An 11,360-nucleotide genomic window follows, 5' to 3' on the forward strand; every position below is an offset into this window, starting at 1 on the left:
TTTTTGAAATATGGCGGTGAGAGAGGGGCTGATTCGCTGTGCTCACCCTGCGGGCGTCATGGTCGCAAGCGCCCCTGACGTCCAAATGCTAAAACATTTGTCGAACCTCGGGTCGAGGGTTCTCACCCTCTCTCCACGAATTACGGGCGAAAAAAAAGTCTGAACGTGAATTCAGACTTTCTCTTGGAATATGGCGGTGAGAGAGGGGCTGATTCGCTGCGCTCACCCTGCGGGCGTCATGGTCGCAAGCGCCCCTGACGTCCAAATGCTAAAGCATTTGTCGAACCTCGGGTCGAGGGTTCTCACCCTCTCTCCACGAATTACAGGCGAAAAAAAAGTCTGAACGTGAATTCAGACTTTCTCTTGAAATGTGGCGGTGAGAGAGGGGTTCGAACCCTCGATACGTTGCCGTATACACACTTTCCAGGCGTGCTCCTTCAGCCACTCGGACACCTCACCGTTTTGAATCTGTTGCCAACATCATGGGGCAACGGGGCGCTACTATAGGGATTAGGCCGCATTCGGTCAAGTTTAATCTTCTGTTTCTATACCGTTTGGTCAAGGTGTGAGCGATGGTTGAACTTTAAGTTCGCTTCATCTACCCAATGTATTCTTGGTGGCAAATTACAGGCGAAAAAAAGTCTGAATGTGAATTCAGACTTTCTCCTGGAATGTGGCGGTGAGAGAGGGGCTGATTCGCTGCGCTCACCCTGCGGGCGTCATGGTCGCAAGCGCCCCTGACGTCCAAATGCTAAAGCATTTGTCGAACCTCGGGTCGAGGGTTCTTACCCTCTCTCCACGAATTACGGGCGAAAAAAAAGTCTGAATGTGAATTCAGACTTTCTCTTGAAATATGGCGGTGAGAGAGGGGTTCGAACCCTCGATACGTTGCCGTATACACACTTTCCAGGCGTGCTCCTTCAGCCACTCGGACACCTCACCGTTTTGTTGTCCCCTGACATCTGGGACGGGCGCTAATGTAGGGAAAAGAGCAGCCTGCGTCAATTCACTTTTGAGTAAATCTGGTGTGTTAAGCCAAACTTCAAGCAATCTGCTTCTTAAAACAGCATTACACGCTGATTTTTTATTACATTCATCTCATGTATTGTTTAGGGCTGCGCGTAAGCCTAAGAATAAATGGAGAAAGCATGGACATTATTTTTCATCACCCAACATTTAATACGCAACTTTGGCTGGAGGGCATGCAGCAGCAACTTCCAGGTGCCACGGTTCGCCAATGGCATCCGGGTGACAACCAGCCTGCGGATTACGCCTTGGTATGGCATCCCCCGGTAGAAATGCTCAGTGGACGCGAGACGCTGAAAGGGGTGTTTGCATTGGGAGCGGGTGTGGACTCTATCCTAAGTAAGCTTCAGGCTCATCCGGATATGCTGCCAGCAGGTGTACCGCTATTTCGCCTCGAAGATACGGGTATGGCGCTGCAGATGCAGGAATACGCGGTGAGTCAGGTATTGCACTGGTTCCGTAGGTTCGATGATTATCAGGCATTAAAACAGCAGTCAAAATGGCAGCCGCTGGATGATTATCGCCGTGAAGACTTTACTATCGGCCTGCTTGGCGCGGGTGTACTGGGTGGGAAAGTGGCAGAAAGCCTGGCGGCCTGGGGTTTCCCGGTGCGTTGCTGGAGCCGCAGCAAAAAAGAGTATCCTGGCGTAACGAGTTTTGCGGGCACTGAACAACTGGGTGACTTCCTCAAAGGCACTCGTGTATTGATTAACCTGCTACCGAATACTCCGCAAACTGTGGGCATTATTAACAGCCAGTTGCTCAATCAACTTGCGGATGAGGCTTTCGTTATGAATCTGGCCCGTGGCGTGCACCTGGTTGAAAGTGATTTGCTCGCTGCTCTTGAGAGCGGAAAAGTGAAAGGAGCCATGCTCGATGTATTCGCCAAAGAGCCGCTTCCTATGGAAAGCCCGCTGTGGAAACACCCGCGTATTGCCATAACACCTCATCTGGCAGCCGTCACCCGTCCTCAGGAGGCAATGGAATATATTGCCAAAACGATTCGCCAGATTGAAAACGGTGAGTCGCCGAGTGGCCAGGTTTCTTTGCATCACGGTTATTAGTGCACAGCCCGGCTTGAGCCGGGCTAAAAAACCACGGTGATAACTGCTATCCTTGCGAGAAAGACATAAAAGGAGAGAGCCATGTATCCCGTTGACCTGCATATGCACACCGTCGCCAGCACCCACGCCTATAGCACCCTTCATGACTACATTGCGATTGCTAAAAGCAAAGGTATCAAGTTGTTTGCCATCACCGATCACGGCCCGGACATGGCTGACGCGCCTCATTACTGGCACTTTGTGAATATGCGCATCTGGCCACGAATGGTCGATGGTGTCGGTATTTTGCGTGGTATCGAATCCAATATAAAAAATACTGCGGGTGAAATTGACTGCACCGGGCCGATGTTGGACTCGCTGGATCTGATTATTGCCGGTTTCCACGAACCTGTTTTCCCGCCTCAGGATAGTGCTACTCATACCGAAGCGATGATTGCCGCAATGGCGAGTGGCAATGTCCACATTATTAGCCACCCAGGCAACCCCAAATTCCCGGTCGATATCCCCGCTATAGCGCAAGCGGCAGCAAAATATAATGTCGCGCTGGAGCTTAATAACTCCTCATTTACTCATTCACGTAAGGGCAGCGGCCCGAACTGCCGAGCGATTGCTGCCGCAGTGCGTGACGCCGGTGGCTGGTTATCGTTGGGTTCAGATTCCCACACCGCTTTTACTCTCGGGGATTTTGATGAGTGCCGCAAAATTCTTGACGAAGTTGAGTTCCCGGAAGATCGTATTCTGAATATTTCAGTCGCCCGTATGCTTGGTTTCCTCGAAGCTCGCGGTATGACGCCAATCGAAGAGTTCGCCACACTTTAATTTCTATTTGTTAAATCTCTACTAAATGGATCGTTAGCATGAATGAGTTTTCAATTATTTGCCGTATTTTAGGATCACTTTATTATCGTCAGCCTCAGGATCCGCTTCTGGTTCCCTTGTTGACGATGATCCGTGAAGGCAAGCTGGCAGAGCACTGGCCGCTGGAACAAGATGAGTTGCTGACTCGTCTGCAACACAGCTGCGATCCTCAACAACTGGCTGCTGATTACAATGCGCTATTTGTTGGTGAAGAGTGTAGCGTGCCGCCTTATCGTTCAGTATGGGAAGCAGGCAGTAATGAGGGCGATGTGCGTGAGTTTCTAAAACAGCGTGGTATGCCGCTTGCCGAAACCCCTGCCGATCATTTTGGCACTTTGTTGCTGGCTGCTTCCTGGCTTGAAGATCAGTCACAGGAAGATGAGTTTGAGGCGCAAGTTCGCTTGTTTGACGACTATCTGATGCCATGGGCTGGCACCTTCCTTGGTAAAGTCGAAGCGCATTCTACAACACCGTTCTACCGCACACTGGCGTTAATAAGCCGCGAAGCTATTCAGGCAATGCGCGATGAACTGGAAGAATCTGACGACGAGTAATGTGATTTAAATCACAAATAAACTGCAACTTTGATTTTTGGTTTACAAAAAATGTGCGGCAGATCGTGGTCGAACGATAAGGCTCTGCTATGATGTGCCGCTATGAACATACTTATCTCTCTTGCATTGACCACCGGTATTCTCTCTGGCCTCTGGGGTTGGGTTGCGGTGAGTCTTGGCTTAATTAGTTGGGCAGGCTTTCTTGGTTGCACCGCATATTTTGCGTGTCCACAAAGTGGTATCAAAGGTCTTTTCATTTCTGCATGCACACTCTGCAGCGGCGTATTATGGGCTCAGGTCATCATTCACGGTAGTGCGATAGCACCCCACCTGGAGATTTTGGGCTACATGGTTACGGGGGTTGTGGCATTCCTTATGTGTATTCAGGCCAGGCATATGCTGCTCTCGTTTGTACCGGGCACATTTATTGGTGCTTGCGCGACCTTTGCAAACCAGGGTGAATGGCGGATTGTAGTGCCTTCTTTATTGCTAGGCCTTGTATTTGGTTTTGCGATGAAAAATAGTGGACTGTGGCTGGCAGCACGGAAAACGAAGTCTGAAACTCAAATGATTGCCAAATAAATAAAAAAACCAGCCGAGGCTGGTTTTTTATTATCTGTTGATTATCAAGATTCAGGAGGGACGGACATCTCTCTGTATTTAGCCAGTATCGGATTGTTAATATCTTTCGGATTTTGTAAATCCCACAAGCCGCGATTAATACCATCATTAACTAGATAAATAACCCCTGTTTCTATTGCTGACATCAGACACATCATGACAGGTTCATTGGTGGTGTAGCCGATTTCACCTTCCAGTAATCGTTGATAATCCACGAAACGGAATACCCCGGCCTGCACTTCATAAGACAAAATTGTTTTGCTGGTATTGACCGATGACAATACTTCACCGGTACTCACATTTACTACACGTAAGTTCACTGCTATTTGATCAAGCTGATATTGCGTCTCGCCACCGATACCAAAGTAGCGTGCGCCAACACCGCCCGATTTCACGTTGCTTTCATAACCGATAATTGAACCTTCAACCATCACGTTTGCCGCTATTAGAGAATCTAGTGGTCTACGGTTGTTCTCTGCAACGGTGCCATTTTCCTGCGCTGCACGAATGATCTTACGTTCGTTTAACAGGTTTTGCAGGCCCTGACGTTCCAATGGAACAAACCAGCGTGAATCTTTTAAAGCAGTAACCAACATAGAGGTTGCGCTCTGTGGCACTGCGGTTGAGAAGTTACTTGCAGGGTAAGGTTTAAATTGCCCTGTTTCATCCTGAATATTATAAACCGAGACAAACAACTTACCTTTCGATTCCGGTAAATGGGTTAAATCACGATAACTTTGTGCCCGAGGCATGAGTGTAGGTTTCGCAGCTTCTTTAGGTGGCGCGGTTAAACAGCCACTCAATAAACACACCGCTACGATAAGAAATAAACGCTGCATGATGTTTATCCTTAAATACTTTTTGATTATTTAAGATCCACTAGAAATCAGTAGATGAACTCTGTAAGCCAGAAACCTGAATAGTCGAAGTTTTCCCTGTTTTACGGTCAGTCACATTTAATTGCAGCTGCCCGTCAGAGTTAGCAATATCGACAATATAATCATTGGTTACCATTCGCCCTGGTTTACCGGTATTAATATTGGTTAACAAACCACCGAGAATTTGCGACTGGATTGCCTGAGTGAAGTTATCCAGTGCAGATGGCGTTTCTATACCAAAGTTATCGTCAAAACTCGGGTCTTTATACGAGTTTTGCGCTTGAGCAGAGTTAAGTAAAAAAGACCCGTTATTGGGGTTCCCACCAAAGTTTGGGTTAGTGAACTGGAACGTCATATTTCCCCCCCATGAAAGGGGAGAAATAAGCAGCAAAGATAGAACTGCATGAGTGGCACGCATGACAGCCTCCTAAAATTCATCGCTGGTTAAATCACCGGTGCTCAACAATGTCTTGTCAATTTGCCGGCGATTAATCGCTTGTTCGGTTTGAGCCAATGCGAAATTGACATTACGGTCAAAGTCACGTTTTGAGGGGAATAAAAAAGCCTGAAAAATGACATCCTGATCGACCGTAATGGTTATCCAGCTTCCCCAACGGGCACTGGGTCGCTCATTTATCGTTAAATTTCCGGTAAAACTGCTTTCCCACCTGTCACTAAAGGCACGATAGAACTCGTGCCCAACAGAGGAAACGGTGTGATCCGTTAATAAACCGGGGACTTCCACCTCAACAGCGCGTACCCCCCCGGAGGCGCAGACTAAGACGGACGCCAGCATTAAAGCAGTATGTAATTTCATCGCTTTATCGCCTGAGGTTATCATTTGCCCAGGAAACCGCCTGAGTGCGGTTTTTTACGGATATTTTTTTGAACAAATTATAGAGATGCGTTTTTACCGTGTTTTCACTTATAAATAACGACTGAGCGATTTCGATATTCGAGGCGCCAATACGCAATTTATTAAGTATTTCCTTTTCACGGTGAGTCAGAAGGGACGACTCGACATTATTGAAACGATAATTACCTGAGTGATTAATAAGATAGCTGGCTAATTTTTGTGAGAAGTAGCATTCTCCATCCATTACACCACGGATACCTTCCACCACACGCGGTTCTTCCTCAGACATATAAAACACACCGTTAATATGTGGCCAGTTTTCTATGTCACGGAATTGATACTCTTCAGGAGTGTTTAATAACAACAACTTAATGCTGTTATGTTTACGACTTAAATTATCTTGCCAATAGTTAATCAGCTTTTTATCGGCCTCGACCATATCGAAAAGCACCACAACATTTCCAGCGACATCCTCAAGAGATCGTTGAATATTATGAAGTTTCCCATTTATAGAGAGGGAGGACTTTAAATGCTGTAATAACGCAGTAGCTTGTAGCGAGGGTTTTGTGATCAATAATAAACTTTGAGCACTTAACGCCTGGCTATTCATTGTACGGACTTCATTAAACATGATGAAACTCCATCCGAGTTTGCGCATCAATCAGCTGAATTAACAGAAAGTTAATTCACCAGAAGTACTGATAGGTGCTGCACTGCTGTGTTTGAAATTAATATAACACTGTCAAATATCGCTAAGTTACGACCTGACTTTATGTGTTAAACAAAATGTTACTGCTGATTTCAATCTAGCGGTTACTAATCTTAAAGCAAGTGTTAAAGCTGTTACAGAATGTAACTGTAGATATTTAAATGTTGCAGTGATGGGTTTTTACTATTTAGATTTAGCACTAAAGTTGTACAAATATTATAATTTGCATAATTTTAAAAATCATACAAATTCATGTAAATTGTTGATTTTAAATATTTATTGTATTTTTAATTTATATGTTTTTTAACTTAACATATGTAAATAGTTAGCGTTACATCTACCGTTATCAGATTTCTTAAGAAAACTCATCTTCGTGACAGAGTCGTACTAAAAATTGCTGATTGCCAGTCATCTGGTCCCAACCAAACGGCAAGTCCAGCCATGATTAATCTGATGGAATTAAAAAAATTACACTAATTAAAATGATCCATTTTGAACCCATTGTTGTATTTGGTTTTTTTTATTCCACTCATACTTTGTAATGAGGTGAAATATAAAAATACAACATGCGGGTGAGATATTTTAAATGTGTCGACGGACATACTCATTTCCGTAACGCAGCAGTAACTTCTCATTGCAAGCGTTAACAAAATAACCAGCAGCTTAAATTGAGATGATTATTTCAACGGCTGCACCCAGGTCCAGGGTGACAACATGAAAAACAGATCGTTATTTCTGATGTTTGCATTGCTGGGTACGCCTGGTTACGTATTTGCGAATAGTCCTGACCTCGCAAAATCGGAATATAACTTTGCTACAAATGAATTAAGCAAAGCTTCATTTAATCAGGCAGCAATAGTCGGTCAATATGGCAATCATAATAATGCCAGTGTTGATCAAAATGGAACCCGGCAGTTGGCGGTTGTTAATCAGGCAGGATCTGGTAACCGTGCGAACGTCGATCAATCAGGGAGTTATAACGTTGCTTATGTTTCGCAATCAGGCTACGGCAATGATGCAGATATTCAGCAACAATCGTCGGGTAATGCCGCAATTATTATCCAGCAAGGCGCTGCTAATAAGGCCAGCATTATTCAACAGGGCACGCAAAAATCAGCAATTGTTGTACAGAAACAGTCTCAAATGGCGGTACGCGTTATTCAACGTTAATACATGACTATTTGGACTAACATTCTCAATACAATGGGGGTTTCACCATGAACTTTTTCAAAATCGCAGCAATCGCAGCAGTGGTGGTTTCAAGTAGTGCAATGGCTTCAGATCTTCAATTTGGCTGGCCTGGAAATGGTAATGGCAACAATAGCGACCCAGAATCAACAATGAAAGTGTATCAACACGGTGCAAATAACAACGTAACTGCACTACAGGCTGATGCTCGTAAATCTACCGTTGACATTAAACAATTAGGTTCTTCGAATGGTGCAGATGTAGGCCAGGGTGCGGATAACGCATCTATTGACCTGCTGCAAAAAGGTTATGGCAACAATGCAACCATCGATCAATGGGAAGCTAAAGGCTCTACCATTGATGTTAGCCAATATGGTGTCAGAAACGGCGCAGTTGTTAACCAAACAGCCGCTGCCTCTTCAGTTGAATTGACGCAAGCTGGTTATGGCAACCAGGCAAATCTTCAACAGCATTAATTGAAGTTATGCACTATATAAAAACAGGGCCATTGTTGCCCTGTTTTTCTTTTTTAATCGGGAGGAAGAAAAATGCATACCTTATTATTACTTGCGGCTCTCGGTAATCAGCTTACTTTTGACACCCGGCAGCAGGGCAATACCTACATTATTGAGCCAGTGGCAACCTTAACCCAGGATTGCCAATGCATGGTCAAACTTACCGCCCAAAGTTCCGGGACCGCAGGCCAAAGTAACAGCAGCCAGAGCCAACGTGTTTTTATCAAAGGTAATGAACCTACCAAATTATCGCGAATGAGCCTTGAGCTTTCTCCGGGCGATCGTGTGACGATTATGGTTACCGTGACGGACGGAAAAGATATTCATCTTGAAAAACAGTGGGCATCTCCGGGTAGCGTTTAACAGCAATATGTTTAATTAATGCTGCGAAGATGTGGATTTTATTTCTTCTATATACCAGGTTTTAACTGTAGCGTTCCCCGTTTTGTGCCGATAACCCTCATACCACTTCAGTTGAGGAGTCCGTAGCGTGAAAACAGTAAGCTTGAGACGTTCAATGCTTTTGCCTATTTTAGTTCTTGCCTTCCCTTTACTTAATGCTCATGCCAGTGGTGGTGTGATTCATTTTCAGGGGGCAATAGTTGAAGATGGTTGTCTTTTATCGCATCAGGAACAATCGGTTAAATTCTCCTGTACCCAAAACGGGAAGCCAGTTGTTCAGACGATTGCACTCAATAAGCTGAATAATTACACGGCGAGTGGCGATGCTCCGTTTTCTACCAAAATGCGCTACATTGACGCGCAACACCAACTGGCCGTTCTGGAAGTCACATACCGTTAAAATCAGCGGCCTGTGATTAGCAGGCCGTTGGAATCGATGTATGAATATTTATTTCCCAGTCATTTTGATACTATTCCCCGCCGTTGATGAGTTTCTTACGCACAAAATATAAGCGGCTTGAGAAAAACCCCGTAAATTTAAGACTTATTTTATAGTCGGCATAAATCCGAAGATATATATCTGACGGGATGTTGCAGATGAGTGATGGTACAGAGCATGAAGTTAGCGTTTAACATTGTCGACTGGCAGGCCAGTGCTCCAGGTTTATCTGAACATGACGCCTGGCAGGCATGGGGAAAAACCGCAGCTATTATTGATGTTTCCTCCCCACTTACTAAAAGCCGCCATTTGCCTATGATGACCGCACGCCGTCTGGCATCAGGTAGCCGCCTTGCTGTTGATTGTGCCCTGGCTATTTTGTCGCGACAAAATGTTGATGCTCTGGTTTTTGCCAGCCGCCATGGTGAGCTGGAACGAAATTTTCGGATTTTAACTGCATTAGCAGGCCGGGAAAGTCTTTCACCAACAGATTTTGCAATGTCGGTCCACAATTCTGCGGTAGGCAATACCACGATTGCGGCCCAACAAGCATTGGTTTCGTCCTCTGTTTCCGCAGGATTTGACAGCTTTTCGCAGGCATTAATCGAAGTGGCAGCGCTGCATCATTCCGGGTATCAACGCGTGATGCTGGTAGATTTCGATGGGTTGATACCTGAGTTTTACCACTCTCATCTTCCTGATGAGGCGGTCAGCCTGCCATTTGCAGTGGCTGTGTTGCTTGAGGCTGGCTCGCAGATTCAGTGTGAAACAACACCGAACCAAACTCCTGGTGCACGTGGTTTGCCGCAGGGGCTGGCATTTTTGCACGGCTGGCTCAGTGGCGAGCCAACATTTACCCTTATTGGTGAACGCCTCTGCTGGTGTTGGAGTCGTCATTAATGTGGGGACGCTTTGAATGGTGCTGGCGCGTGCTGATGACCGGTTGGTTGTTCATTCTATTTGGTAGCGGTGGCCTGGCGTTATCTCTGGTGTGGTTTAACTTGCTGTTACTGTTTGTTCGCGATAGTGGCAAGCGCCGTGAGATTGCCCGTCGTAGCATTGCCGCCAGCTTCCGGCTATTTTTACGCATCGGGCGCCTCCTTGGCGTCTTTGATTATCGGTTTGAAAATTGCGAAGAGTTGGCAGGGGATCGGGGATGTTTGATTGTCGCCAACCATCCGACGCTACTGGATTACGTGTTTATCGCTTCACGGGCACCCCATATTGGTTGCCTGGTTAAAGCAAGCCTTGTGAACAATCCCTGTTTTCGCGGGGTGATTAAAGCCGCGGACTATCTGGTTAACAGTCAGGGCGAAACATTACTCCCTGAAAGCCAGAAACGCATTGCGGCAGGGGAGGCGATATTGATTTTCCCGGAAGGGACGCGTACACGCCCGGGCGAACCGCTGGTTATCCAGCGAGGTGCTGCGAATATAGCTGTGCGTTGTGGGTGCGAGCTGCGTCTGGTGCATATCCACTGTGACCAGCGTTATCTGGACAAATACAGCCGTTGGTACCAGATTCCTCAGCGCAAACCGATGATCACCGTGAGTGTTAAACAGCGGATCGCAAGCCAAAGCTTTATGGCAAATCAAGACGATGCTCCTACGATTGCGGCGCGCCGCCTTAGCCAATATTTATGTCAGGAGCTTGTTCCTGATGTTCGTTAAAAGCCCTGTACCAATGGGCTATAAGACTCGGATAATTATATGGAATCCTTAGAGACCGATATTAAACAACTCATTATCGACACACTGAATCTCGAAGAGATAAGTGTCGATGAGATTGAAAGTGAGGCTGCCTTATTTGGTAACGACGGCCTTGGCCTTGATTCCATTGATGCTCTGGAATTGGGTCTGGCGGTTAAAAAGCGTTATGGTGTGGTGCTATCGGCAGAAAACGAAACGATGCGTGAACATTTTTACTCGGTCGCGAATCTGGCCGCATTTATTAACAGTCAAAACCCTGCGCACAGCGCCTGATTGAAACCACGAGTACGCTATGAATAAAGAAGATATTTATCAGGAAGTCACCGGGTTACTGGTTAAGTTATTTGAACTCTCTCCTGAGCAAATCACCCCGCAATCTCGTCTTTACGAAGATTTGGATCTCGATAGTATCGATGCGGTAGATATGGTTGTGCATCTGCAAAAACGCACCGGTAAAAAAATCAAACCGGAAGATTTTAAAACGGTTCGTACCGTACAGGATGTCGTAGACGCGGTTGAGCGTCTGCAAAGCGGGTCTTAA

The 11,360-nt window shown here is 46.0% G+C and carries 16 protein-coding genes, 2 tRNA genes and 1 other RNA gene; 12 read left to right on the plus strand and 7 right to left on the minus strand.

Features of this window, described 5'->3' with window-relative positions:
- Positions 1-191: 191 nt before the first annotated feature.
- The 3 genes from M979_RS03555 to M979_RS03565 form a co-directional block, all read right to left on the minus strand.
- Positions 192-326, minus strand: a non-coding RNA gene (locus M979_RS03555) — RtT sRNA.
- A 45-nt stretch (positions 327-371) separates the two neighbouring features.
- A tRNA-Ser gene (locus M979_RS03560) sits at positions 372-459 on the minus strand.
- A gap of 395 nt (positions 460-854) precedes the next feature.
- Positions 855-942, minus strand: a tRNA-Ser gene (locus M979_RS03565).
- 206 nt (positions 943-1,148) lie between these two features.
- Here M979_RS03565 and ghrA point away from each other — a divergent pair.
- From ghrA to M979_RS03585, 4 genes are all read left to right on the plus strand, one after another.
- On the plus strand, positions 1,149-2,090 hold the full coding sequence (ghrA, locus tag M979_RS03570) for a glyoxylate/hydroxypyruvate reductase GhrA (protein WP_064553791.1): 942 nt from the start codon (positions 1,149-1,151) through the stop codon (positions 2,088-2,090).
- Between the two features lie 81 nt (positions 2,091-2,171).
- Positions 2,172-2,909 carry a phosphatase gene (locus tag M979_RS03575; protein WP_064553792.1) on the plus strand — a complete coding sequence of 246 codons (738 nt, stop codon included), beginning with the start codon at positions 2,172-2,174 and terminating at the stop codon, positions 2,907-2,909.
- Positions 2,910-2,947: 38 nt separating this feature from the next.
- Positions 2,948-3,502 carry a TorD/DmsD family molecular chaperone gene (locus M979_RS03580; RefSeq protein ID WP_034456258.1) on the plus strand — a complete coding sequence of 185 codons (555 nt, stop codon included), beginning with the start codon at positions 2,948-2,950 and terminating at the stop codon, positions 3,500-3,502.
- A gap of 102 nt (positions 3,503-3,604) precedes the next feature.
- Positions 3,605-4,084: a DUF1097 domain-containing protein gene (locus tag M979_RS03585; RefSeq protein ID WP_064553794.1), complete on the plus strand. Its 480-nt coding sequence runs from the start codon at positions 3,605-3,607 to the stop codon at positions 4,082-4,084.
- 44 nt (positions 4,085-4,128) lie between these two features.
- On the opposite strand, the gene csgG is transcribed toward M979_RS03585, so the two are convergent.
- The 4 genes from csgG to csgD are packed head-to-tail and all read right to left on the minus strand — an operon-like array spanning position 4,129 to position 6,488.
- Positions 4,129-4,962 (minus strand): curli production assembly/transport protein CsgG, encoded by an 834-nt coding sequence (csgG, locus tag M979_RS03590; protein WP_034456255.1) that lies wholly within the window; start codon positions 4,960-4,962, stop codon positions 4,129-4,131.
- 40 nt (positions 4,963-5,002) lie between these two features.
- On the minus strand, positions 5,003-5,419 hold the full coding sequence (gene csgF / locus M979_RS03595; RefSeq protein WP_034456254.1) for a curli production assembly/transport protein CsgF: 417 nt from the start codon (positions 5,417-5,419) through the stop codon (positions 5,003-5,005).
- A gap of 9 nt (positions 5,420-5,428) precedes the next feature.
- Positions 5,429-5,818: a curli production assembly/transport protein CsgE gene (gene csgE, locus M979_RS03600; protein WP_064553796.1), complete on the minus strand. Its 390-nt coding sequence runs from the start codon at positions 5,816-5,818 to the stop codon at positions 5,429-5,431.
- A gap of 4 nt (positions 5,819-5,822) precedes the next feature.
- Positions 5,823-6,488 carry a biofilm master transcriptional regulator CsgD gene (gene csgD, locus M979_RS03605; RefSeq protein WP_064553797.1) on the minus strand — a complete coding sequence of 222 codons (666 nt, stop codon included), beginning with the start codon at positions 6,486-6,488 and terminating at the stop codon, positions 5,823-5,825.
- A 792-nt stretch (positions 6,489-7,280) separates the two neighbouring features.
- Between csgD and csgB the strand changes: the two genes are divergently transcribed.
- The 8 genes from csgB (at position 7,281) to M979_RS03645 (ending at position 11,360) form a co-directional block, all read left to right on the plus strand.
- The gene (gene csgB / locus M979_RS03610) at positions 7,281-7,736 is read left to right on the plus strand and encodes a curli minor subunit CsgB (RefSeq protein WP_034456252.1); all 456 of its coding nucleotides are present in this window, start codon (positions 7,281-7,283) and stop codon (positions 7,734-7,736) included.
- Positions 7,737-7,783: 47 nt separating this feature from the next.
- On the plus strand, positions 7,784-8,230 hold the full coding sequence (gene csgA / locus M979_RS03615; protein ID WP_064553799.1) for a curli major subunit CsgA: 447 nt from the start codon (positions 7,784-7,786) through the stop codon (positions 8,228-8,230).
- A 72-nt stretch (positions 8,231-8,302) separates the two neighbouring features.
- Positions 8,303-8,632: a curli assembly chaperone CsgC gene (csgC, locus tag M979_RS03620; RefSeq protein ID WP_034456250.1), complete on the plus strand. Its 330-nt coding sequence runs from the start codon at positions 8,303-8,305 to the stop codon at positions 8,630-8,632.
- A gap of 127 nt (positions 8,633-8,759) precedes the next feature.
- Positions 8,760-9,071, plus strand: coding sequence for a hypothetical protein (locus M979_RS03625; RefSeq protein ID WP_245164640.1), 312 nt, complete (start codon positions 8,760-8,762; stop codon positions 9,069-9,071).
- 216 nt (positions 9,072-9,287) lie between these two features.
- Positions 9,288-10,010 (plus strand): beta-ketoacyl synthase chain length factor, encoded by a 723-nt coding sequence (locus M979_RS03630; RefSeq protein WP_064553803.1) that lies wholly within the window; start codon positions 9,288-9,290, stop codon positions 10,008-10,010.
- Positions 10,010-10,780 carry a lysophospholipid acyltransferase family protein gene (locus tag M979_RS03635; RefSeq protein ID WP_034456247.1) on the plus strand — a complete coding sequence of 257 codons (771 nt, stop codon included), beginning with the start codon at positions 10,010-10,012 and terminating at the stop codon, positions 10,778-10,780. Before M979_RS03630 ends, M979_RS03635 begins: the two co-directional genes overlap by 1 nt.
- A 39-nt stretch (positions 10,781-10,819) precedes the next feature.
- On the plus strand, positions 10,820-11,092 hold the full coding sequence (locus M979_RS03640; protein ID WP_064553805.1) for a phosphopantetheine-binding protein: 273 nt from the start codon (positions 10,820-10,822) through the stop codon (positions 11,090-11,092).
- A 19-nt stretch (positions 11,093-11,111) separates the two neighbouring features.
- Positions 11,112-11,360, plus strand: a complete 249-nt coding sequence (locus M979_RS03645) for an acyl carrier protein (protein ID WP_034456245.1) — start codon at positions 11,112-11,114, stop codon at positions 11,358-11,360.

The sequence above is a fragment of the Buttiauxella noackiae ATCC 51607 genome (genome assembly GCF_001654865.1).
Lineage (GTDB): Bacteria > Pseudomonadota > Gammaproteobacteria > Enterobacterales > Enterobacteriaceae > Buttiauxella > Buttiauxella noackiae.